This window comes from Agrobacterium sp. 6Ca8, from assembly GCF_055382765.1.
In genome coordinates this window covers 176,277-199,213 of the sequence record NZ_AP026435.1, presented here as the reverse complement: position 1 = coordinate 199,213, position 22,937 = coordinate 176,277, and the positions used below count along the sequence as shown (strand labels likewise).

Genomic DNA, 22,937 nt, shown 5'->3' with positions numbered 1-22,937 from the left:
CCGAACCAATACCCCGGATATACCGGTGACGATCGTGTCAACCTGCGAAGAAAATCGCGTTTACATTTAAACAGGTCCGCCAGCGGATCCCTGAACACTCACTCAGGCTTCCTTTAAACCTCTGCGTATGGCAAAAGGATTTCGTCCGTACTTCTGGCGAATGTAGCCGGAGAATTTGCTTGGATTGGAAAAACCCCAGCGCTTTGCGATTTCATCAATAGTGACATTTTTGGGTTCTGTAAGAAGATCTTTGTAAGCCCTTTCTAGTCGGATCTGCAACAAATACGCCATCGGGCTTAGACCGGAAAATGTCCTAAATCCAAGTTGAAGCGTCCGAACACTAACGCCTGATACAACCGAAAGATCTTCGAGGGTGACCTTCGCCGCAGCATGCGCGTGCATCCACTCGATCGCGCGCTTGATATAAAATGGTCTTGCCCCTTGTGTGCTTCGGGCACCGCCTACTCTAGGCCAGCTTTCGATAAACAACGCTAAGATCGCCTCCGTCAGCAAATGTGCTCCAATTGATGAGCGGTTGGCTGCCGTCTCGCTGCGACTGACAGAAATCAAGAGCTTTGTGGCCTGCTTGAGGCACGGAATTCCGGGCAGTCGGCAATTCGCCGACAAATGCATCGCTGAGAGATCTCCGATTGGATCAGCGAATTCTTCGCCGACCAATCGTTTATACCGGGCCAATGGTATCGCAACACCGATTCGGGACGTCTCGGGTTGGCAGATCAGATCATGTCCGCTGAAATCTTTAAGTAGTAATGCATCGCCGACATTGGCTTCAACCACACGTTCCATAGTTTTTGACGTGCAGGAGCCCGACTCAATAAAGTGAAGTTCAAATCGAGAATACCGTGGTGCCTCGGTACTGAGAAGAAATCCTGTCGACGAGAATGTCTGCCAAGCATATATGTCATCGATAGATGCAACGCAGATCGAGTGATGAAAGCCAACACTCTGTGGAAGGGCCGAGTACTTGGGATTGTCGAAGATGCCTGAAGTGATCTCGGATGCCAGTTCAGGATCGCTGCTGGTGAATTCCACAAAATTTGGTGGAAGTTTGGCATCGATCATTCGATTTCAACACTATTCACTGGGAGTTACCGTTTTGCGCCAACGAGTGCTATCTCGCTTCGACGTGCAAGCTCGAAGCGCCGGTCCAGCTAGCGGCTAGGCCTGCAAGAACTTGATGGTCGCCAGCACTCTGCATTTTCTGTGTCAGACTTGCATACGCTGATTCATAGGGGCTTCGCCTAATTCATCCCGCGCAAGACAACGCGGCCTGCTCCACTCCCGCCGCGCAGTCTCGCTCAAGACGAGACCATGACCAGGGCGATTTGGCGCATAGGCATAACCCTCTTTGATCTCAATGGGTTGTTCCACCAAATGATCAAAATTTTGAAACGAATATTCAAGCCACTCGACTTCTGGCAGGGCGACCGCCATATGGACACCGATCTCGAGAAAGGTATTGCCGAGCGAGATCGGTATTCCGATATCTGCGGCCAGCCAGCCAATGTGCATCACGTCGGTAACCTGACCATGCACATTCAGAATATCCGTCCCGTGCGCTTCCAAGAGCAACCGCTTGCCATGCAAATCGAGATATTCGCCGGAATTGATCTGCGTCCACGTAACAGCGTGCCGAAGCGTCCGGAGGCCTTCGTGATCGTGACGTAAGATCGGATCTTCAACCCACAACAGCGCATGGCCGGAATCTCGTATCGCCTCAAGCTTCATAACGGCTTCTTTGGACGACCACGCTTCATTTGGGTCGATCATCACTTTGGAGCCGACAGGAACGCAGGTTTTCAAAAGTTCAAGGCGACGAAGATCTCGATTAAAATCTGGATGGCCCACCTTGATCTTGAATGCTTCATATCCGAGCGCGGCAGCATGACGGAACAACGAAACGAAGGCTTCGTCATCAAGATGGAAATCGAGACCGCTGGCATATGCTTTAACGCGGTCCCGCTGGCTTCCAAGCATGACATGGAGTGGCAATCCCGCTTCCTTAGCGGCCAAATCCCACAGGGCTACCTGAACCGCCTCGTGGAACGGCAATGAATGACTGCGCTGATTACCCCCTCGCGGCCGCCTGATCTGATGGACGATGGCAACAGCCTTTCGTCCCTTGATCGCCGGCCACACCTCCGCTTCGAAGAGGCGTTCGATCTGCTCCTGGTCTGGCAGAACGGTGAACAAGACTTGGATGAAGCCCAGTCCAATCTCTCCGCTGTCGGATATCAGTTCCAGCGCCGCGACGTTTACATCGTCTGCTTTGACCTGACTGTCACCAATTACTCTGTCGCGAGCGAATTGAAAGCGGGTTATACGGAAAGACGATAGGGTCATACAACACTCTCATTGAACACTTAAGTCTTTATCTGATCTATCAGATGCTACCATCTAATATCGCAGCCTTGGAGGCATGGCAAGTGGCACCAAAATCGAAAACGCTAGAAAAGAACCCGTCGGCAGCGCCTCGTCTAAGCGATACGGCGTATGAAAGGATCCTTGAGGGACTCTTCAATCGGACAGTGCCGGTGGGCGGTTTTATTTCCCAAAACGAACTTTCGACGATCATTGGTGTCCCCATTGCACCCCTCAGGGACGCGCTACGGATACTGGAGACCGAAGGGATCCTGACCATTCATCCTCGCTCGGGCATACAGTTTGTCAGACCGGGCATGGAGCTTACGCGAGCGACCTACCAGTTTCGTGCGATTATCGAGCGCGCTGCCGTTCGGGTCTTTGCGGAGCAACCGAATGAAACGATATTAGAAAGCTTGGAATTGCGACATTTGCGTGTGATACGGTCAATTGAAAAGGACGGGTTCAGCGTAGACCTGCTCACAGAGATCGATGCTCTAGAAAAAAGCCTCCACGGTGCGGTCGTAGCGGCTCTGAACAATCCACTGATCGCGAGCAACTACCGTCGAATTCACAATTATCTGCGACTGTTGCGGCTTGAACAGGGATTCACCGCCCCTGTTGTCACGAGAACACTCAGAGAACATCTGGAGATCATTGAGGCGTGTCGTTCGCATGATGCCGATAAGGCCGAAGCCGCGCTCCAGGCTCACTTTCAGGCCGCAACGCAGCGAACACTTGGGTTTGGCTAACGCTAGGGCAAGGGCTGCTCAACCCATATTGCTTACCACTAAATATCCTGCTACTAAGTTCTTCTGATCGATCAGATCATTATATTGATATCTTTTGGGAGGAAGAAGTCATGCAACTTAGTAAGAGGCAGTTTCTCATTGCGAGTGCCGCGGCAGCGTTTCTGGGGCGAATTGGGAGCGCCGACGCCGCCGGCGCGATCAATTACTGGCACCACTTCGCCAGCCAGTCTGAGGCCGCAGGTCTTCAAAAAATCCTGGAACTGTATAAGGCATCGGTGCCTGATATTGCGGTGACCCAAGAGGGCATTCCGAATTCCGAATTCATGGCGAAAATTTCCTCCGCTGTTGTCGCTGGCGGTCGCCCAGATACCGTTATGGTTATTGCGGAACGCTTTGCTGACTTGTTGGCAATGGATGGCCTCGTCGACATCAGCAGCCGAGTCAATGCTTGGCCGGGCAAAGAAAACTTTCCCGACAATCGTTGGAAAGGCCTGACGAGCGATGAAAAGATCTACGCTGTACCGTCTTTCGCCTTTGTCGACTGGATGTACTTCCGGAAGGATTACTTCGAGCAAGCTGGGCTCTCTGGTCCGCCCAAGACTTACGATGAGTTTTTGACAGCTTGCCGCAAGCTTACGAACCCATCGAAGGGGCGTTATGCGTTCAGTATGCGTGGTGGTGCGGGCGCTTTTAAGTATGTCATAGACGTCATTGAGGCGTTTGGCTCGCCGATCATGAAGGATGGTCAGCCAGCGATCGACAAGGCGGCTGCCGTTGAGGCAATCACGTTTTACTCCAACCTCTTCGTCAAAGAAAAAGTCGTGCCGCCCAGTGCGCCAAATGACAGCTACCGCCAAATCATGGAATCGTTCCGCACTGGTCAGACTGCCATGGTCTGGCACCACACCGGCTCACTGCATGAAATTTCTACGGCCTTAAAATCCGAGCAGTTGGGGACAGCCGCGATGCCTGCGGGTCCAAAGGCTCGCATCGCCCGTGTCGCTTACGCTGGAAACGGGATTATGAAGAGCGACAATATCGACGCCGCCTGGGACTGGGTCAGCTTTTGGGGACAGAAAGAGGCGGCTATCGCGCTGCTGGAGGCAACCGGCTATTTTCCAGCTTCCATCGCAGCGCTGGAAGACCCCCGGATCAAGGCAAACCCGATCTACGCAGCGGCGACCGAGACCCTCAACTTCGGACGGTTGCCAAACAGCTTCGTCGGGCTGGCTGGATGGGCGGAAAATATCGTGAACCCTGCATTTCAGTCCGTACTGACCGGACAATCGACGTCCGAACAGGCAGTAGATACCATGATCGCAGGACTTGATGCCGCCGTAAAATGATAATGGTGGGCTTGGCGACCGATCATCGCCGAGCCACCAAAATATGAGGGGCGGCGCTCGATTGCCGTAAGTTTATGAAATCAAGCCCAATTTTTCCTTCGCCCGTCCACGCGCTCGGTGAGTTGTCCGAAACGCGTTTTTGGATCTACCTCCTGTTGTTACCGAGCTTGCTCATTATTCTGATGGTGATTGGATACCCAACAATCTACGGGATCATCATCAGTTTCAGGGAAATGCGCCTAACACGCCCGGCGCTCGCGGGCTGGGTCGGGTTAAAGCACTACTCCACGATGTGGAATGATCCGGTTTTCTGGATCGCTCTGAAGAATACCGCAATCTGGGTCACCGCGGCAACAGCACTGGAGCTGGCACTCGGACTTGTGACGGCGATTTGCCTCAACCGCAATTTACCGGGAACGAGAATTTTCGGCGTGCTCATTCTACTGCCTTATTTTCTGCCGAACGTCGTCGCTGGACATATGTGGGCCCTTCTTCTCGATCCGAGACTTGGCCTCATCAACGACATCCTCGTTAAAGTAGGACTGTTGGAACATTACAAGGCTTGGTTTGCGGATCCCGCGACCGCTCTTGCGGCAACCATTCTTGTAGAAGCTTGGCATGGCTTTCCATTCTTTGCGCTCTTGCTGATGGCAGGCCTGAAATCCATTCCCCAGGACCTCTATAAGGCAGCGGCCGTCGATGGTGCGAGCTCCACGGCACAACTTAGACTAATTACACTTCCGATGTTGAAGACCGTCATAACTGCAGCCGTTATTCTGAGGGTGATCAGTCTGGTCAACTCTCCCGATTTGCTTTTGATCCTAACCGGCGGAGGGCCTGGAAACGCGACACAGGTACTGTCTCTCTATGCGTTCCAAACCGCTTACAAGGATTTCAACTTTGGTTACGCCGGCGCGCTCTCGGTTGTGATGTTCATTATCTTGATGCTTTTTGCCTTTTTCTATGTGCGGATTTCAAAGATCAACGAGGATCAATTGTGATGAAAACAGGCGCACGTAACGGCTTTACCATTGCGAATATTGCAACATACGCAATATTGACTCTACTCTCGATTTTCTGCATTGGGCCCGTGCTATGGATGTTTTTAACATCTTTCAAGTTGGAAGCGGATATCGTTACGCAAAATATGCAATACGTTCCGACAAGGATCACTTTCCAGAATTATGCTGCGATATGGGATCAATCAGGTTTCCCGGTTTTAATCGGAAACAGCACTGTGGTGACTTTGCTGACCGTTACTATTTGTCTGGTCACTGGGACACTTGCAGCCTACGCGTTTTCGCGGTTTTCTTTTCCGGTGCGAAACCAACTGCTCCTCGGCTACCTCATGGTGCGGATGTTTCCGGCAGTCATGATGATTATCCCCCTTTATGTCGTGATGCGCAGCGTTGGTCTCATTGATAGCCGTGTTGGCTTGGCAATTGCTTATACTAGCATTTTGCTGCCCATGTTCGTGTGGATGCTCAAAGGCTTTTTTGATGCCGCCCCGAGAGAACTCGAAAGCGCGGCTAGGATTGACGGGTCAACGAGACTGGGAGCGATGGTGAGGATCGTCATCCCCCTAGCGAGGAACGGGATTGTTGCAAGCGCCGTGTTCGTCGGCATTGCAGCATGGAACGAGTTCCTCTTCGCGCTGATGCTGACGACGGGACAAGGGTCCAGAACCTGGCCGGTCGGGCTTCAACTAATGGTGGGCGAATTCCAGTTGCCCTGGGGCGTCCTTGCAGCGGGCGGCATTCTCAGCATTCTCCCCGTCATCGTTCTTTTCGCAATTGTTCAGCGCACTATGGTGCACGGTCTGACGGCCGGAGCCGTTAAAGGCTAAACTCAGGAGATACCAAATTGGCGACACTTTCGTTGCGCGACGTCCGTAAATCCTATGGCGCTCTTTCAGTTCTCCATGGGATCAATCTTGAACTCGAAGATGGTGGTTTTCTCGTTCTGGTTGGCCCATCCGGCTGCGGAAAATCGACTTTGCTCAGCATTATCGCCGGCCTCGATGACAATTGCAGCGGGGATATCCAGATCGGGGAGACCGTGGTGAATGGCGTTGCACCAAAAGATCGGAATATCGCAATGGTGTTCCAGTCTTACGCGCTGTATCCGACAATGTCTGTCGAACGAAACATAGGTTTTGGACTAGAGATGCGTGGTTTGAACGCTCAGGACCGCAAAGATGCGGTCCGAAAAGCGGCTGATCTGCTTCAAGTCACACATCTGCTCGATCGAAAACCTGCTAATCTTTCTGGTGGTCAGCGGCAGCGCGTCGCTATGGGTCGGGCAATTGTCCGTAATCCCGCGCTTTTCTTGTTTGACGAACCCTTGTCCAACCTCGACGCCAAACTCCGTGTCGAGATGCGGGCAGAGATCAAGCGCATGCATGAGCGCCTCGGTACGACGATCGTGTATGTCACGCATGATCAGGTCGAGGCAATGACGCTTGCAACCAAGGTCGCTGTGATGAAGAGTGGATCCATCCAGCAACTTGCTGATCCCCGAACGATCTATCAGACGCCTGCAAACATCTTTGTAGCAAGCTTTATAGGCTCACCCTCAATGAACTTCCTTGATGGGCAAATTGTCGTCGGGCCTGATGGCACAAGGTTTGAAACCGAGGGAGCAAACGTCCTTGTCAGTGGGGTTGCTGATGGCAAAATTAAGGATAGACCCGTCGTGTTGGGCCTACGCCCCGAAGAGATGAAACTCTCCGAGGCAAGCCATGCGAACCTGAAGGGCGTTATCGATTTGGTCGAGCCAACAGGACCTGATACGATGGTGACTGTGCTGGTCGGACACCAACGCGTTATCGCGCGTGTCTCGCCTCGTTTCATCGGCAACCGTGGTGATCCGATCAACTTTCTGATCGATCCTATGATCGTTCATATTTTTGATAAGCAATCCGAAGAGCGGATTGATGTTTTGGTGCGGTGATCGATCGTGAGCGACAATCCAACTGACACTCTCGTTGGTGAGCATGGTTGTTTTGAAACTGACATATCTCGACAGCATTAGCGCGAGTACGAGCAATATCGCACATAGCTTCACGTCCTATTTGGAAAACATAATCGACCCTGAGCTCGTCGGCCCTCAATACGCGGGCGAGCAGGTACGCTTCACATCTCCTCTTCACCCCGTCCCAGGCTTCCTCGGATCAATAACGGGAGACGACCAGGGTCTCATGGCCAACTATTCGATTACCCGATGGTGTCGATAGCGGATCGGACAAACCCCACATCAGATATGGAGGTGGTTAAACTTTCGGGCCATTCAGTGATGGCGAGCGCTGGATCCCAAAGGTCGACCGGTCGTGGAAATTCTTTTGCTGAAGACCCTAAAGAGTGTTTTAGCGATTGAGGAACGCATCGGTGGAAATCACCTCGCCATAGCCGAAGGCCGGTAATGACATCATGTTGGCGCGGGCCTGTTTTCTGTTTTGCCGTCTCGCCGAGATACTAAATCCCCCGAACACCGGGTCACGAGCGCCAGAAGCGTCATGGTCATCGTGGTTTTATTCCGAGAGTCATTTGTCACACGCACTATTGCTTCGACGCAGATTTGGCTCATCGCAGCGGCGACCGCGGCATCCTGGATGCCCATTTCCCTTTGAGCAGAGACCTTTCATAACATCAATTGTAGTCAATGCTTTGCGTTGGATCTACAAATTCTACAATATTGAAAACTCACTTGTAGCGGAGCTCAGACTGGCGGAAAGTAGCTGCGATCACGTTGAGTTCGCAGCCTTTATCGAGTAGAAGCGCCTTGCGTTGTTTCCAAGAACATCGGCTCTATCAGCGTTGCCCAGATCCGCAAGTAGAATATCTGTGACGCGATCCCAAAACGCGTAGGGAGAAACAAGGGTCAAGACAGGCCAGTCGGATCCCCACAGGATGCGCTGCGGCCCGAAGTGATCGATGAGCTCCGAAAACGTTGAGCGCAAATTTCTGGCTGCTTCTTCAGGTGAGCGCCTTACCTCTTGAGGCATTTCCGTTAAAAGACCAGACAATTTTACAAACACATTAGGGTGACGGGCCAGACGGGCCATATTCTGCGACCACACCAAACGGATATCATCGCCTGCGGATGCCGACAGCGGGGGTTTGGCAGCATGATTGATGACAACAGGTAACTCTGGCATCCGCTCAACGAACGTTGCGAGTGCGTCGAGGTGACGGACATCAACAAGCGCGTCAAACCGGATGTTCAAGCGTTGTAGGGCATCCATTGCGTCCGCCCTTGGCTTTGAAAGTAACCAAGCGCGGTCGGCAATATCCTGCAACATCGGGCGCACACCCAAAAAGAGGGGGTCCGTAGAAAGCTCCTCTAGTTGGGCCACGCACGCAACGTCTTCCAAATCGACCCAGCCAACGACGCCTATAGCAGAAGGATCCTTCCTCGCCAGCGCAAGCAGGTAGTAGGTTTCGCTGAGGGTCGGAGCGGCCTGCACCAGCACACGACCATGAATTCCGGCTTCTATCGCCAACGGGTCGAGGTCACTGGCGGTGAAGTCTCGATAGAGAGGCGCAATCCCCTCGTTTTCCGGCGTAAGCCAGCCATAATCTTCGCGCGAGATTTCCCAGAAATGACAGTGGGCGTCAACCCGGCAGGCGGAACCGCTAGGAGTACCCATCAGATTGTAACCCCACCATCTACGAGAAGTGCTTGTCCCGTGACGAAGCGCGATTCTGGAGAAAGCAAGTAGACGATCATGGGTGTGAGATCATTAACTGTTGCCAGACGCCCCATTGGCTGACGCGCGATAAAATCCCTTTCGGCTTGGACAGGATCAGTTGCTTCTGCAATGCGCCCACGAAGTGAAGGTGTATCCACTGTGCCGGGGCAAATGGCATTGCAACGCACACCCTGACGAACGTAATCAGCGGCGACAGCTTTGGTCAATCCAATCACCGCAGCCTTCGTCGTACCGTAAGCAAAGCGATTGGGAAATCCTTTAATGGACGATGCCATGGATGCCATGTTGAGAATCGAAGCCGTACCGGTTTCCTTGGCGCGCTCTAGCATGGCCGGCGGGAAGGTCCGCGTCATGCGGTACATCGACTTTACATTGAGATCGAAGGAAAACTCCCAAGCCTCTTCGGTGCAGTCTAGGATGGTGCCACTATGGACGTAGCCTGCGCAATTGAAGAGTGCGTCCAACGTGCCAATGTTTTTGGAAAGAGCTTCGATCGCCATGCTGTCAGTGACGTCGAGCCGATGTGTCTTGATAGTCGAATTAACTGTGACAAGAGTTTCCAATTGCGCTTCGTTGATATCAGTCGCAATCACATCCGCGCCGAGCTCTGCCAGCGCAAGAGCGCTGGCACGACCGAGACCTTGACCAGCTGCGGTCACGAGAACGCGGTAATTGTGCAGGTTCATGGTTCTATTCCGTCTATAAGAGCTTTGGCTTAATGGTTGACGATGTAGGGGGTCGAATACATTTTAAGTCAGGCCAGGCAGTGAAGATGATGCAGGAGCCAGATTTTCTCCGCCTATCGATCTAGTGCCCGATAGTGTGAACCGTGCAGGCATCAAAGACTTCCTTTGGCACCCGCGGCTCCAGTGATAGGAGGTTGCGACGCAAGCTTTCTGGATTGGATGAGCCTAAAAGTAGTGAAACGACCTGTGGGTTGCGCAAGGGAAACTGGAGGGCCAGCGAAGCCAGATCTCTTCCAGAGTCGATCGCAATTTTCTCCAGCATAGCAACGCGCTCCTTGATATCGGCACTGGCCTCTTGATAGTTGAAGTGTGCGCCCGGAACCGGCCCCGTTGCCAGGATCCCGGAATTAAAGATGCCTCCAACCACGAGTCCAGTGCCAAGCTCCGCGCAGCGAGAGAGAAGAGATGCCTCCGCAGAGCGATCCAGAAGCGTGTAGCGGCCCGCGAGAAGGATACAGTGCAGCCGAACATGATCCATAATCGTCAGGCAAATCTCCACCTCGTTGACACCCAGGCCCCATGCCCCGATGATCCCCTCAGCTTTCATTGCCTCAAGTTCAGCAAAACCAGACCCGACCAAAGCCGACAGATGAACTTTGTTGCGGTCAGCGCCGTGTGTCTCAATGCCGATGTCATGGATAAACACGATGTCGAAGTGATCAAGCCCCGTACGGTGTCTGCTAGCCTCGATGCTACGGCGAATGCCTGCTCCGGAGTAATCATATTCAACGACGCATGGGTTTCCGCCGATGAAGCCGTAGTCGGGCGCCTCAGAAGGTGAAACGGGCCGAAGCAACCGACCGACTTTCGTCGAGATGGCGTAGTCCGCACGCGCCTTTGTCTGCAAAAAGCGCCCCAGTCGCTCTTCAGAGAGGCCCGCTCCATAAAATGGAGCGGTGTCGAAGTACCGAATGCCGGATTGCCACGCCAACTCAAGCGTTTCTTGGGCGGCTTCCTCACTGCACGCGCGATATAAACCAGCGATAGATGCGCAGCCAAACCCGACTTCGGTTAGAGAGGTTTCCGTTGCGGTGATCATGCGTGTAAGCATCGTCATCGATCCCTATCGGCTACTCGGAGGTTTCCTGAAGATGGTAGACAGGCTCCATGAAGCTCCACCATTCCCCGACACTTGCCGACGACAAACGTTGCTGACATGGATCGGTCAGTTCCAGCCAGCGTTTTGTCATTTTAAGGGAACGCAAGGACGCCATGTCAGCGTCGAAGTCATTGCCGACATATTCCCAATACCCAAAGAGAAGATTTTCTGGCTCCTTCAAAAATATGCTATAGTTACGGATGCCAGCGGTCCAAAGCGCATTGTTCAACTCCGGCCAGGAATGTGCGTGCAGCTTTTTGTATTCCTGGATGCGGTCCTGTTTGAGACCGATTACCATGCCCATGCGCTGTACCATCAACGTACTCTTCCCCCATTTGTGTCGAACAATCGGACGCGTGCAATGTCGAACGACAACGAAATCGTGTCGCCGGGGCTTGCCGTGGTATCTCGCCTCTCCGCAATCAAGGTTTCCCCGGTAGAAAGCCGACCGTGAACATAAGCGGTTGCCCCGAGCCGCTCTACGAGCTCGACGACAACTGGAAAGCTCAGGCGGCCCACCTCCGCCAGGTGTTCTGGCCGGATCCCGAACTGAAGCGCGTCACCGGCCATTCGTCGCGTCTCCAAGGCCGGCAAAGGCACAGTGACGTCGCCAAGCTGTATCGATTGCCCATCGGGGCCAACCTTCGCATTGATGAAATTCATTCTGGGTGACCCGATAAAGCCGGCGACGAATGCATTGTCTGGATCATCATAGAGTCTCATGGGCGGCCCGATCTGTTCTATGACGCCACCACGAAGCACGACGATCTTGTCCGCGAGTGTCATAGCCTCGGTCTGATCGTGAGTGACGTAGATAATTGTGTTCTGGAGAGTCTTGTGTAGTTTCGCGATCTCGACACGGGTCTGAACACGCAACTCCGCATCGAGATTGGAAAGCGGCTCGTCGAAGAGAAACACGTCGGGATTTCTGACAATCGCGCGGCCGATCGCCACGCGTTGACGCTGACCACCAGAGAGCGCTCCGGGTTTGCGATCAAGAAGGGTGCCTAGCTGGAGAATATCGGCTGCCGTCTTTACCTTAGCGTCGATCTCCGCCTTCGGTCGATGAGCCATGCGCAGCCCAAAACTCATGTTCTCCGCAACTGTCATGTGAGGGTACAAAGCGTATGACTGGAACACCATGGCCACTCCGCGTTCTGACGGCTCAGTATTATTCATTCGCTTGCCACCGATCATGAGATCGCCGGAGGTGATTTCTTCCAAACCGGCGATCGCCCGCAACAGCGTCGACTTACCGCAACCTGAGGGCCCAACGAAAACCACGAATTCGCCCGGCTCGATCGTCATGGAAACGCCGCGAATGACGTTAACCGCACCAAACTTCTTGTGAACATCGTTCAATATAATCTGCGACATAAAAATATCCGTTTTTCAGCCTTTGACCGCACCGACAGCGATGCCGTCGACGATCTGGCGTTGGAAAACCACGTAGATGATGGCGATGGGAGCCGCCGCGAGCACGATCCCGGCGGTGAGAAGCGGCACATTGGTTGTATACTCGCCGCGAAGGGCTGCGATGCCGACCATGACCGTCCTTTCCTTCTGCAACACGAGCAGCGAGATCAGGACATCGTTCCAGCAATACAGTGTATTAAGGATACCCAAGGTAATCAGCGCCGGCTTGCCCATCGGCAGCATTACGTGCCACCAGATCTGAAGGATGGCAGCGCCATCCATGCGAGCCGCCTCCACAAGTTCTCGCGGCAATCGCGAATAGAAGGCCGTCATCATATAGACGCTGAACGGCATGAAGAATGCCGTGTAGGAGATGATGAGGCCGATGCGGGTATTGATCAGATCCAGCGTGATCATGGTCCTGTAGAACGGCACAAGCACGACCTGTACCGGGATCATCAGCGAAGCCAAAATCACGAGGAACAATAGGCGCCGGAACGGAAATCGCAGCATAGCCAGCGCGAAACCGGCGAGAGATGAGACAGCCAACAAGATGACGACGGCCCCGCCCGTGGTGATGACCGAATTGACAAAATACTCGCTCAGGTGAGCCCGCTGCCAGGCCGTCACGAAGTTGTCAAGGGTCGGCTCCGCGACGATGCCGAACCGATCGAGAATATAACCCTTATTGGTTTTAAGGGCATTATTAATCGCGAAAAATACAGGATAGACACACGATAAAGCCAGGATCGTCATCGGTACGAATGCGGCCCACAGGAGACGTCGCTCTCGCTTTGCAAGTACAGCCATGACCTCTCTCCTAAAGGTTCGTGTTTCGGGACATGATGCGGATTTGCACGTAGGCGAGTCCCGCCATCATCGTGAACAACACCATCGAGATAGCCGCCGCATAACCGGGGCGGTTCATCTTCCCCTGTTCGAGCCAGATCAGGAATTCCGGCAAGGTTGTAGCCGTACCCGGTCCGCCAGCCGTTAACACGTAGATGAGCCCGAACATAGAGGTGAGCACGCCGATGGTCGTCACCACTGCGACGAACTCGATGATGGGGCGTAGTGCTGGAATAACAATGTGAATCCATATCTGGAGAGGCTTTGCCCCATCCAAGCGCGCCGCTTCTATCAGCTCTTTCGAAACCGTCGAAAGGCCTGCCATGAAGATCAGCAAGCTCATGCCGAACGTCGACCACAATTGCACTGCAATCAGGCTTGCAAGCGCGGTGGATCCGTTACCAAGCCAATCCACCGGCACCAAACCAACGGCTTTCAGGAAGGCATTCAGGCTTCCGTCGAAACGCAGCACAACGTTGAAGATAGATCCAACAATCACTGTCGAAAGCACGGCGGGAAAGAAATACACGGCTCGAAAAATCTTCCCGCCGGGAACACCTTGGTGAATAAGAATTGCCAGAAGCATGGGCAGCATGACCCAGATCGGAAGAGTTGCGATCAAGATTAAGGTATTTTCGATGCTGTCATGAAAGGCAGGATCATTCGATATGGCGATATAGTTGTCGATCCCAACGAACATGGACGGGCTAAAGCCATCAGAAGCTGTGAAGGATAGTAAGAACCCCCAGATCAGCGGAAATATCCTAAACACACTCACCAGCACAATTGCTGGTAGGACAAACAATAATCCAATCCGTTTTTCTGCACTGCTTCCCAAGAACCACCCCCTGTTTCGACTGACGAGTCGAGACCTCACGTCCCGGCTTAATTGCACGCACGCTTACTTATTTCCGGGCTTCCGCTTGCACTTCATCCATGCGCTTTGCAGCGGCATCTACGGTGACGTCGCCATTGAGAAGTAACTGGCTTTGACGATGAAACTCCTCCAATTCTTTCGCTGTTGCGTTGGCGTGCGCGGAGGGACTGCCGGACGAACGAAGCCAGCTGAGGATTTGCTTGCCGGAGGGACTTTCGACCTTGGTCGTATCGACCGTCGTGTTGGAAGCGATGGCACCGGTTTCACTGAAGAAAATTTGCATCGGCTCAGGTGAAGTCAGGGTCTTCGCGAATTCGACTGCCAGATCGGCATGCATGGAAGACTTGTTGACGCCATAACCGATACCACCGGCAACCGGCATCATAGCCTGGCCGATTTGAGAGTCAGCAGCAATCGTTGGGGTCGGAAGAAGAAATGCCCCATTGTTGTCGGCCCCGAGGAACTCGTCAAATTGCTTCCAATGGGCGACATCGGAGATCAGGCCGATGGTATTTGCTGCCTCGCCACGCATGTAGCTTTCATATTCGTCCATGAATTTCGCGGTCGAGTTGGCACCCGGAGTGAACCAGCCAGCAGTATTCGCATCGACCCAGCTTTGCAGGATCGCTTTGACTTGGGAACTGGACCAAAGCAACTTGCCATCCGCAAACAGCTGCTGTTCCTGCGCGGTCCATTCGCTTGCAGCCATTGCGGAGAACCAGAACTCCACACCATAGCCCTCTTTATTTCCCATTGAAATGCAGGGCACAGTGCCTTTCGCTTTGAAGGCATCGCAAACTTTGGAAAGATCCACCCATGTCTTGGGCGGGCTTTCAGGATCGAGCCCAACCTCTTTGTAAAGCGCCTTGTTGTAGTAGACGACGAAGCCTTGGATCGACAGCGGGATCGCATACAAGCCGCCATCTGGACCTGTGAACTCGGGCCAGCCAACGAGATCAGACTTAATGGACGCAACCTTGTCGTCGAGCTTTAACAACGCGCCAATACGTGCCTTCGCCTGAGCGCCGCCGTTCAACAAAAACAAGTCGGGACCGGAATTCGATGATAGCGCCGTGCCCAACAGCGTATAATATTGATCGAGCGGCTGCATAACATAGCGGATAGTTGCGCCAGGATGTGCCGCCTCAAAATTTGCCTTGGCCTTCTCATAGTACGCCGAGGCCGCCGGATCGCCAGACTTCCAGTCCCAAACTGTCACTTCTTGCGAAGCGGCGGCTTCTGCAACCGCAATACTTCCTAACGTAAGAATTACAGAGAATGCCTTATGCATGTCATTTCCTCCCAAAACATCTGTCCTGTACCAAGCCGTTTGATGGTTTCCCTCACCCCACGCAACCCCTGTTCCGCTACCCAGTACGTCCCGAACGGGGGCTTTGATCCTCGACCACATCAGAAGATCCTTCAGGAGATTTGACCAGACGAAAGAGTGCCAACAGGTCTCAAGCTCGTTCTGATAGATCAGTCATCTCTTTTAGTAGATCACGGTCAGCGTTTGTACAAGCCCCGGCATCAGAAAAGCCCCGATTTTCCCAAACCGTCCGGTGCGACGACTGAGCAACAGGAAAGGACGGTTTCATGAGGGGCGAAAACGGGAGGCTGGAAAAAGTACCATTTTTCAGTTTCGCCTCTCGACAGCGGGGCGCCGAGTTGGCTTACGCTAAGTTCCGGTGACACGAATCAAGGGAGGAGACTTTCCATTTCGCTGGCTTTCACCTTGCCGGAGATGATGCGCTCCAGCACATCGGCAAGCCAGGCCTCGGGGTCCACACCATTCAATTTAAAGGTGTTGACGAGCGATGCGAGGACCGCGAAGGACTTGCCACCGCGTGCGTTGCCCCCGAACAACGAATTCTTCCTCGTCGGGCCACGGCTTTCATCGAGCGCTCGACGACATTGGAGTCCACTTCAATCCGGCCATCCTCCAGGAAGGCTGCCAGCCCGCTCCAGTGATTGAGCGTGTAGGTGACGGCCTTGCCAAGCGCCGATTTCGCCGACACCTCGTCGCTCAGTTCGGTGAGATGAACCTTCAGTTCTCTCGTGACAGGAGCTGCCTCGCGACGCCTCACGACGAGCCGGATATCGACACTTTCGCCGCGCAGTCTCGCTTCGATCCGACAGAGCTCGGCAATGCTTGTAAAGTTCGACAGCGCCTCCGAGGAGCGGGTCAGCTGGACGACCTCGACGAACTTGCGTCGGGCAGGGCAGAAGGCGAGCCGCATCGGGGCGACATTGCTCTTCCCCCGGCGCTTGGCCATGGTCTTATAGGCTTGGTATCCATCGACCTGAAGGACGCCGGCAAACGACGACAATTTCCCCTCGACCTCGCGAGCGCTGCGGCTTTCGGCAAAGATATAGGCAACTGCCGGGGGCGCAGGACCTTTCCATGGCCGATCGTCGATCGCCTGCGCCCAAAGTTGGCAGACCCTGGTTCGCTTACGCCCCGGATCAAGCCGCGGGAGCGCCATCGCGGATCGGTGACCAAACGAACTTGCCAGCCTCAAGCCACTTCGTCGCTAGGATCATGCCTGATCCGTCCCAATAAATGCAGCGAAGTCGGTCGAGACGATTGGTGCGGAACACGACCACGTCTCCGCAATAGGGATCAGCCGAAAGCGCCGAAGCCACCAATGCCACCAGGCCACGCCGGAAGTCGACAGGCTTCGTCGCCACCATGACTTTTACGCCGCTCGGTGAAAGACCAATCACCGGCGGCCCCGCAAAGCCGCCACCACCGCTTGTGCTAACTCGGGCGCCACCGAGCCGATCATGGTCAGGCGTGCGTCAGCAATCTCGATCTCAATCCGACCTGCGGCAAAATGGGCGGTATCCGACGGCAAGTGTTCGGGCGACGTTCGATCGTCAACCGCGGTCACCGGCACGAACATCAGCTGCTGCGCGCAGGTCTTGGCAGAGCGACGAGAGGTCAGCCCGGCATCCCGACGCCAAACATTCAGCAAGCCGCGATTGACGCCCCAGCGCCGAGCAACAGCCGACATGTTCACATCAGGTTCCGCGCTTTCCGCAAGGATGCGCGCCTTCTCCTCGTCAGTCCAATTTCGCCGCTGGTGCCGACCGGTGATCACCTCAATCCGAAGATATGTTCCCTCATGCCTGGCTTCATCCATGACTTCAAGCATGGCATCAGCGCGATCTCCAATCATTCCGTTCCGCTTCACCTCCAACGGCCAGCGCCGCCTGCGTTCAATGCCTGATATAATCTCCATGCGAGCCATGCCAACCTCTAAGATCCCGATCTAATCCCAGCATTAATGCGGGTACTAACGCCAGATCATCGCCTGGATCGCTCAGCTCGCGAAATGTGTTGGCCGAACGCACACCGAAAATTGGGAGCAGGCCAGGAAACTAACACGGCGGGGTCGGATTAGCCTTAGCAACCTGAGAGGATATCTCGGTGTAATATCCCCAAGCTCATGTCGCGGGCGACAGGCTGATACGGATTGCTTTCAGAGTAACTTCGAACCCTGCGCTACCGTCAAGGAGACGTTCCATCATTAGCGCTCCTTCGAGCGAAGACACGACAACGCGTGCCGCCTGGGACATACGATGAATGGAAACAATTAGCACAGAGAGATCCGCTTCCGAGAGGTATTGGACCTCGTCTAAAAGAATAATCCATCCCCTACCCACTGCTTTGCGGCACGACCAATCACCTCGAACAAATCCGGTAGATCGTATTGGAGCTGTCCGCTATCTGCGAGACCAGGCTCGGGTTCAACTCCCACCTCGACGCCGGCGATCTCAATCTTGAAGATGGAGGCGAACCCGCGCAGTCCCTTAAGTCCGCGGGTAGCGTGTGCGGCGGCAGCCTTCCAACTGGAAGAATTTCAAACGCGATTTGCTCAATCCTCTGTGAGAGCAATCATACCCTGCGTCACGTAAACCACTAGGCCTTGCAACGACCACCAATCAAAGATGACAGACAGTTGCCTCATTAGACCTGGGAACTCAAACGGCCTTCACGACACCTTCTCGTCACCGCTGTCAATCACAACTGCGCGCACTTTTCGTTTGAGATTGCGCCACACAACATAATGTAGATGGCAAGTACGGTTGGGACGAGAAATTGTCGCAAACTGATTCTTGCCAAGTGTTGAACGAAGTGATTGAGAATCGCTGAACGCTCCTTGTATGTCTATTTACCCTGATCGGGAGGCGCGTCGAATGGCTTGGGGCGGATGTCCAAAAATACGGATAAAGCTCTGGCGCATTCTGCTCGCATCGCTAAACCCCACTGCGCGAGCAACTTCCTCGAGCGACTCTCGACCTTCTTCAATTCGCGGTCGTGCGGCTTCGGCCCTCAGTCGTTCGATAGCCTTGGCGGGGGTAACACCCGTTGCAGCATGAAAAACCCGTCCGAATTGCCGCGCACTCAGGTGGGCGACGTCCGCGAGCCGCTCCACCGGCAGAGGGTCGCCCAGATGTGCGCGCATGTAGGCAAGCACCAAGCGGATCCTGTCGGAGTCCGGATTTAAGTGAAGTAGCGAGGAGTACTGCTGTTGACCGCCTGCGCGGCGATGGTAAACCACCAGCATTCGGGCGACTGCCAAGGACGCTTCCCGCCCGAGATCCTCCTCAACGAGTGCCAAGGCCATGTCAATACCGGCGGTGACGCCAGCAGATGTCCAGACATTGCCAGCCTTTATAAAAATCCGGTCCGCCTCAACGCGCACGGCGGGATGCATAGCCTGCAGTTTCGCGGCATCCATCCAGTGAGTGGTGGCGCTGATCCCATCTAAGACGCCGGAGGCCGCCAAGACAAACGCGCCGGTACACACACTTGTCGTGCGCCGGGCAAGCGCGGAGGCATGGCGGACATAGTCGATAGTGTTTGGCCCCAGCGCACCTTCAACCAAAGTTCCGCCGACGACAAGTAGAGTATCAAGCGGGTCTTTGACCAGAGGATTGGCAAAGATGGTCAGGGCAGACTCGCTTACGACCTCCCTGCCATTTAAAGACATCACCGTCAGTTGGTAAGCGCCTTGATTGTGTCTTTCGGCCCACTGAAACACCTCAAGCGGCCCGCTTAGATCAAGAAGATTGAAGCCGGGGAATACCAGAAATCCTATGTGACGCGTCATAGCCGGACCTGAATGAGTATTGAGATTCCAAACTTCACCAAGCCACTCCCCGGGACCTTTGGTCAACCCGTTCCAGCCTCGCCTAATGATCCGCTGACGAGGCCTAAGAAAACAGACATTCGGTGAAGCGCCGGCGTTACCCTGCGAAGCCCGGATACTCCATGAAGAGTGCGACATGTCGCGCCGCTTTCCGACCATAGGTTTTATGAATGTCGGTTAGTGCGATGTCCAGCGCGCGAGTAGCATGATGTGCATCGAGCGGTGCAAGCATGCGGTCAACTGACTTCGATCCACCTGTGACGAGGTCGGGGATAACAACTAAGCCGTGTGCCAACGTAAAGCGAGCCTTGGATTCTGCGACGGCAAGGGCCGTCGTAATGCCCGTCGTGCTATAGGCTTCCGCGGTCAGCGAGAGCGCAATCTCGTCGTCGCCTGCCTTGACTGGAATGCCAATCGTGATTTCAGGCTTTGTATTAGCATCTGGCATGTCGGCATTGTCGGGATCGGATTTGAAGACGTCGCTATTGTGCCTTGAGTCCCAGTTATCAATGCCAACATCATGGGCGACCTCGGCGGCCTTTTCAGGACCTGCGATTGCTTCGATCAGCGCGATTGAGGTCGGCATGGAAGCGGTGACGCCTGCGCTTGAAACGAACTTGCCGTCAGCGACATAACGGATATTCTTCTGCCAGTTCACTTTCGGGAAAAGCTCAACGCGCATCTCCTCAGTGCTGTAGTGAGAGGTTGCCCGACGGCCATCAAACAGACCTGCGTTGGCCACGGGCAACGCTCCGTAACAAATGCTGATAATTGTGCCGCCCTTTTCGCTCTGCGCCTTGACCCATTTTGAAAGACTAGCGTCTTTAAAGTTCGAAACTGCCGGTACAAATAGATAGTCGGCGCCGTCGGGAAAGCGCTTGTCGAAATCGTCAATAGTTGATTGCAGTTCAAAGGTCAGAGGGTGCATCTTGACAGGACCGGGCTTTACCGAAACAGACACAACGTCGGCCACATCCGCACGCGCCATCACGCCGAACGGGATACAAAAGTCGCTTATAACTGTGCCCTCGTTGAGGGCGACGACGGCCACCAGTGGCCTGGCGCGACCGAACCGGGCTTTGTATGGAGCGATCTTCTCCAAGGTCGGATTTTTGGAAGCATCAAAGGTTGGCGATCCATTCTCGGCTTGCTGCGCAGCCGACACCTTCGTCCCAAGAGCCAGTCCGCCAATCGCGACGATCCCGGAAACGATTGCTGTCCGTCGTGTCAGATACTGCATCGGAAATCCTTCTTATTCCTGCTTACTGCACATACTTATCCAGGAACCTCCAAAAGTCGTAAAGGACGTAAATCGGCGGAATTCAGACATCGCACGCTTGCACGGTCTCGATATGCGCGGTTGAGTCCAACCTAATATTTCGGACTTCAAAGACACGCGGATCAAATTCATCAGTTGATGAACGAACAGCGAACAAGCAATTCGAGCGTGATACCCTGGATGATCATCGCGCCAACCATGAGTTCCATCACGGGATTGCCGGGATGCCGAGTGTTAGCATCGGAATGAATGGGGTCTGCGCTCCGGCTTTATTGGCTGCTTCAGGTGCCGCGCACCCCTAGATTGCTTCCTTACCGAATTCTGCCCGGTTGGGCGAAATCCGCTTCTCCATCGCGACAACGGATGAGTTTCCGCCGGGCAAATTGATGAGAATGGCTGTCGTCGAGCCGCCGGATTGTGCCCAATAAAAAATACCTGCCAGCATGAAAAGTGCTGATTTCGGCGGCAAGCCAAAGGTGATGGGCAAGAGCTTCGCGATCGTTGCTGTCGGCCCCAACCCGGGTAGAACGCCGATTGCCGCCAGTTGGTGTACCGGCTGCGGTTCCAATGATCAACGGAAACATGGTTGGTGCAAGCCCGAGACCCGCAAGCAGAAACCCAAAGCCTATCGGCCATGCAATCACGAGGCTGTATGCGTTCCAGTTCCGGATTTCCGGCTCGCTGCAGTCACCATCGGCAACGAGTGACTGAGCCATGCTCGCCGCGCCGATTGCGATCAGAAGAACGGTTAGCAATATCGGGAAATAGCCTAGCCCCATCTGAGGGAATGCCAAACGTCCAGCCCGCGCCCGAACCAGATAAACAGTAGTCCGCCACAGGTCATTGTAGCGGCGCCGACAAAATCTTGACCATTTCTCATTTTCAGCACCGCTTTCCAATCGAAGGTGCAAATTGAAGAGCCGTCCGGAAATTACTGCCCAACTGGCAGTAGCTTATTGCAGGAACGTTGGCCGCCTTGACGACGTCCGCCCACTTAGGCGGCGATGGTATTTCCCCTGCGAATTTGTCGCATTGCCACCGTCGCTAAGTATCGCTAGTTGTTTTGTCCGAGGGGTGGTCCAATGTATAAGGCAGATAGCAAGTTCGGAAAGCTGCTGTGCATCTTATGCGCCGTCGCCTTCGTATGCATTGGTTTTGCGCATAAGTCACCTCATGTATATGCGCAAACTCTCTCCCCTTCAGAAGTCGCACTTTACACTCTTCCCGACGGTACTTTGCCAGTGTTGTGCCTTCCGTCTGACGACGGCAATTCTGGTCATGTCGATCATGGAATGGGAACAAACTGTGAAGCTTGCCGTCTGACGGCTGCAATATTGCTGCCGCCGCAGGCGGATATGTGCGGCTCGAGAGTTCTTCAGCGAAACGCTGTGGTCCTTCCCGCACGCCACGAAGCGTCTTATCGTCAGCTCTTTCCTCCCAATACCGCTGCGCGCGCTCCCCCTAAGTTTCAGTCCGCCTGAGCAACCGCTATCGGATCCCGGTGGCGGTTTTTTTCAGCATCGTATCATCGTTACCAGAAGGATCTGATGTCCTCCGGTGACTTTTCGGGTACGCGACCGGATGGAAACATATGTTCTCCAAATCACATATTTTCGAAGCACCGCAAGACACGTCTCAGGACGCTGAGGATGCTGGATTTTTAGTCAAAACGCAGGCGATGACTCTCGTTCCCGGAAGACCGATTTTCCTCCAGCAGATACGCCGGGACGCTTTTCGCATCGTTGATGGGTGTGTTGTCATCTATCAGGAGCTAAACGGCGACCGTAGGCAAATCCTTGATATTTTAGGTCCAGCGCGCATCTTTTCATATGCTATGGCGAGCCTTGAGAACTGCGAGGCACAAGCGGTTGTACCGACGAAGGTGGAAAGGCTTGCTGTTAACTCCGCCGTGTCGCCTATGGAGATTCAAGCAGCGCTTTATCTCTCTTTTCATCGGATCCAGGCGCACGCCGTCTCGCTTGGACGAAAGACCGTTACGGAGAGAATTGCCTGTTTCCTACTTGATCTGGCTACACAGTTCGCACGACGAAATGGCGGACGAGCCTCGCGAAAAACCACATTTGCGCTTCATCTCACGCGCGCCGAAATTGCCGACTATCTCGGCCTTACCCTTGAAACGGTAAGCCGCAACCTTAGTCGACTGAAGCGGGAGAAGCTGATTTCCTTCGTCCGCCCCGAAATCGTGACAATTCTTGACAGGGCCGCGCTTGAACGACTTGCAGCCGGCTTTTCTCTAAGCACCATCCGTCCTGCCTTGGCTCTTACAAGGGTGCCAGTGACAGCATGACAGTTTCGGCGAC

General features: G+C 54.1%; 19 protein-coding genes and 3 pseudogenes. 6 read left to right on the top strand and 16 right to left on the bottom strand.

Annotation, left to right across the window (positions count from 1 at the left end; genetic code table 11):
- Positions 1-102: 102 nt before the first annotated feature.
- Positions 103-1,083 carry a helix-turn-helix domain-containing protein gene (locus ACZ5A6_RS24555; protein WP_112403235.1) on the bottom strand — a complete coding sequence of 327 codons (981 nt, stop codon included), beginning with the start codon at positions 1,081-1,083 and terminating at the stop codon, positions 103-105.
- A 144-nt stretch (positions 1,084-1,227) separates the two neighbouring features.
- A complete protein-coding gene (locus ACZ5A6_RS24550; protein ID WP_464111573.1) occupies positions 1,228-2,364 on the bottom strand; it encodes a mandelate racemase/muconate lactonizing enzyme family protein in 1,137 nt (378 codons plus the stop codon).
- 83 nt (positions 2,365-2,447) lie between these two features.
- Between ACZ5A6_RS24550 and ACZ5A6_RS24545 the strand changes: the two genes are divergently transcribed.
- The 5 genes from ACZ5A6_RS24545 (at position 2,448) to ACZ5A6_RS24525 (ending at position 7,432) form a co-directional block, all read left to right on the top strand.
- Complete coding sequence (locus ACZ5A6_RS24545) at positions 2,448-3,134, top strand: GntR family transcriptional regulator (RefSeq protein ID WP_464111572.1); 687 nt, start codon at positions 2,448-2,450, stop codon at positions 3,132-3,134.
- A 110-nt stretch (positions 3,135-3,244) separates the two neighbouring features.
- Complete coding sequence (locus ACZ5A6_RS24540) at positions 3,245-4,480, top strand: ABC transporter substrate-binding protein (RefSeq protein WP_464111571.1); 1,236 nt, start codon at positions 3,245-3,247, stop codon at positions 4,478-4,480.
- 74 nt (positions 4,481-4,554) lie between these two features.
- On the top strand, positions 4,555-5,481 hold the full coding sequence (locus tag ACZ5A6_RS24535) for a carbohydrate ABC transporter permease (protein WP_464111570.1): 927 nt from the start codon (positions 4,555-4,557) through the stop codon (positions 5,479-5,481).
- Positions 5,481-6,326, top strand: coding sequence for a carbohydrate ABC transporter permease (locus tag ACZ5A6_RS24530; protein ID WP_464111569.1), 846 nt, complete (start codon positions 5,481-5,483; stop codon positions 6,324-6,326). The genes ACZ5A6_RS24535 and ACZ5A6_RS24530 overlap by 1 nt, the downstream gene beginning before the upstream one ends.
- Before the next feature lie 17 nt (positions 6,327-6,343).
- Entirely contained in the window at positions 6,344-7,432 is a 1,089-nt protein-coding gene (locus tag ACZ5A6_RS24525) for an ABC transporter ATP-binding protein (protein ID WP_464111568.1), read from the top strand.
- 790 nt (positions 7,433-8,222) lie between these two features.
- Here ACZ5A6_RS24525 and ACZ5A6_RS24520 read toward each other — a convergent pair.
- The 14 genes and pseudogenes from ACZ5A6_RS24520 to ACZ5A6_RS24455 all read right to left on the bottom strand — a co-directional run.
- On the bottom strand, positions 8,223-9,128 hold the full coding sequence (locus ACZ5A6_RS24520) for an amidohydrolase family protein (RefSeq protein WP_112403227.1): 906 nt from the start codon (positions 9,126-9,128) through the stop codon (positions 8,223-8,225).
- Positions 9,128-9,877, bottom strand: a complete 750-nt coding sequence (locus ACZ5A6_RS24515) for an SDR family oxidoreductase (protein ID WP_112403225.1) — start codon at positions 9,875-9,877, stop codon at positions 9,128-9,130. The genes ACZ5A6_RS24520 and ACZ5A6_RS24515 overlap by 1 nt, the downstream gene beginning before the upstream one ends.
- A 121-nt stretch (positions 9,878-9,998) precedes the next feature.
- A complete protein-coding gene (locus tag ACZ5A6_RS24510; protein WP_112403294.1) occupies positions 9,999-10,988 on the bottom strand; it encodes an aldo/keto reductase in 990 nt (329 codons plus the stop codon).
- A gap of 19 nt (positions 10,989-11,007) precedes the next feature.
- On the bottom strand, positions 11,008-11,352 hold the full coding sequence (locus tag ACZ5A6_RS24505; RefSeq protein WP_464111567.1) for an L-rhamnose mutarotase: 345 nt from the start codon (positions 11,350-11,352) through the stop codon (positions 11,008-11,010).
- Complete coding sequence (locus ACZ5A6_RS24500) at positions 11,352-12,413, bottom strand: ABC transporter ATP-binding protein (RefSeq protein WP_112403223.1); 1,062 nt, start codon at positions 12,411-12,413, stop codon at positions 11,352-11,354. The genes ACZ5A6_RS24505 and ACZ5A6_RS24500 overlap by 1 nt, the downstream gene beginning before the upstream one ends.
- Positions 12,414-12,428: 15 nt before the next feature.
- Positions 12,429-13,262 (bottom strand): carbohydrate ABC transporter permease, encoded by an 834-nt coding sequence (locus tag ACZ5A6_RS24495; protein ID WP_112403221.1) that lies wholly within the window; start codon positions 13,260-13,262, stop codon positions 12,429-12,431.
- 10 nt (positions 13,263-13,272) lie between these two features.
- Complete coding sequence (locus tag ACZ5A6_RS24490) at positions 13,273-14,139, bottom strand: carbohydrate ABC transporter permease (RefSeq protein WP_464111566.1); 867 nt, start codon at positions 14,137-14,139, stop codon at positions 13,273-13,275.
- 67 nt (positions 14,140-14,206) lie between these two features.
- Positions 14,207-15,469, bottom strand: a complete 1,263-nt coding sequence (locus tag ACZ5A6_RS24485) for an ABC transporter substrate-binding protein (RefSeq protein ID WP_112403219.1) — start codon at positions 15,467-15,469, stop codon at positions 14,207-14,209.
- A 407-nt stretch (positions 15,470-15,876) separates the two neighbouring features.
- Positions 15,877-16,658, bottom strand: a pseudogene (gene tnpC / locus ACZ5A6_RS24480) (IS66 family transposase); the annotation flags it as partial.
- Positions 16,657-16,905 (bottom strand): annotated as a pseudogene (gene tnpB, locus ACZ5A6_RS24475) (IS66 family insertion sequence element accessory protein TnpB); the annotation flags it as partial. The pseudogenes tnpB and tnpC, both read right to left, overlap by 2 nt.
- On the bottom strand, positions 16,902-17,360 hold the full coding sequence (gene tnpA, locus ACZ5A6_RS24470) for an IS66-like element accessory protein TnpA (RefSeq protein WP_112403215.1): 459 nt from the start codon (positions 17,358-17,360) through the stop codon (positions 16,902-16,904). The gene tnpA and the pseudogene tnpB, both read right to left, overlap by 4 nt.
- 996 nt (positions 17,361-18,356) lie before the next feature.
- Positions 18,357-19,298: a GlxA family transcriptional regulator gene (locus tag ACZ5A6_RS24465; RefSeq protein ID WP_112403213.1), complete on the bottom strand. Its 942-nt coding sequence runs from the start codon at positions 19,296-19,298 to the stop codon at positions 18,357-18,359.
- Positions 19,299-19,434: 136 nt separating this feature from the next.
- Positions 19,435-20,577 (bottom strand): DJ-1/PfpI family protein, encoded by a 1,143-nt coding sequence (locus tag ACZ5A6_RS24460; RefSeq protein ID WP_112403211.1) that lies wholly within the window; start codon positions 20,575-20,577, stop codon positions 19,435-19,437.
- Positions 20,578-20,971: 394 nt separating this feature from the next.
- Positions 20,972-21,154 (bottom strand): annotated as a pseudogene (locus tag ACZ5A6_RS24455) (tripartite tricarboxylate transporter permease); the annotation flags it as partial.
- Between the two features lie 1,053 nt (positions 21,155-22,207).
- On the opposite strand from ACZ5A6_RS24455, the gene ACZ5A6_RS24450 reads away from it, so the two are divergent.
- Complete coding sequence (locus ACZ5A6_RS24450; RefSeq protein WP_464111565.1) at positions 22,208-22,924, top strand: Crp/Fnr family transcriptional regulator; 717 nt, start codon at positions 22,208-22,210, stop codon at positions 22,922-22,924.
- The last annotated feature ends 13 nt before the right edge of the window (positions 22,925-22,937 follow it).

Coding starts and splice junctions, on each gene's coding strand:
- ACZ5A6_RS24555 (WP_112403235.1), bottom strand. CDS start 1,083: ATGATCGATGCCAAACTTCCACCAAATTTTGTGGAATTCACCAGCAGC.
- ACZ5A6_RS24550 (WP_464111573.1), bottom strand. CDS start 2,364: ATGACCCTATCGTCTTTCCGTATAACCCGCTTTCAATTCGCTCGCGAC.
- ACZ5A6_RS24540 (WP_464111571.1), top strand. CDS start 3,245: ATGCAACTTAGTAAGAGGCAGTTTCTCATTGCGAGTGCCGCGGCAGCG.
- ACZ5A6_RS24535 (WP_464111570.1), top strand. CDS start 4,555: ATGAAATCAAGCCCAATTTTTCCTTCGCCCGTCCACGCGCTCGGTGAG.
- ACZ5A6_RS24530 (WP_464111569.1), top strand. CDS start 5,481: ATGAAAACAGGCGCACGTAACGGCTTTACCATTGCGAATATTGCAACA.
- ACZ5A6_RS24520 (WP_112403227.1), bottom strand. CDS start 9,128: ATGGGTACTCCTAGCGGTTCCGCCTGCCGGGTTGACGCCCACTGTCAT.
- ACZ5A6_RS24515 (WP_112403225.1), bottom strand. CDS start 9,877: ATGAACCTGCACAATTACCGCGTTCTCGTGACCGCAGCTGGTCAAGGT.
- ACZ5A6_RS24510 (WP_112403294.1), bottom strand. CDS start 10,988: ATGCTTACACGCATGATCACCGCAACGGAAACCTCTCTAACCGAAGTC.
- ACZ5A6_RS24505 (WP_464111567.1), bottom strand. CDS start 11,352: ATGGTACAGCGCATGGGCATGGTAATCGGTCTCAAACAGGACCGCATC.
- ACZ5A6_RS24500 (WP_112403223.1), bottom strand. CDS start 12,413: ATGTCGCAGATTATATTGAACGATGTTCACAAGAAGTTTGGTGCGGTT.
- ACZ5A6_RS24495 (WP_112403221.1), bottom strand. CDS start 13,262: ATGGCTGTACTTGCAAAGCGAGAGCGACGTCTCCTGTGGGCCGCATTC.
- ACZ5A6_RS24485 (WP_112403219.1), bottom strand. CDS start 15,469: ATGCATAAGGCATTCTCTGTAATTCTTACGTTAGGAAGTATTGCGGTT.
- tnpA (WP_112403215.1), bottom strand. CDS start 17,360: ATGATTGGAGATCGCGCTGATGCCATGCTTGAAGTCATGGATGAAGCC.
- ACZ5A6_RS24465 (WP_112403213.1), bottom strand. CDS start 19,298: ATGACGCGTCACATAGGATTTCTGGTATTCCCCGGCTTCAATCTTCTT.
- ACZ5A6_RS24460 (WP_112403211.1), bottom strand. CDS start 20,577: ATGCAGTATCTGACACGACGGACAGCAATCGTTTCCGGGATCGTCGCG.
- ACZ5A6_RS24450 (WP_464111565.1), top strand. CDS start 22,208: ATGTTCTCCAAATCACATATTTTCGAAGCACCGCAAGACACGTCTCAG.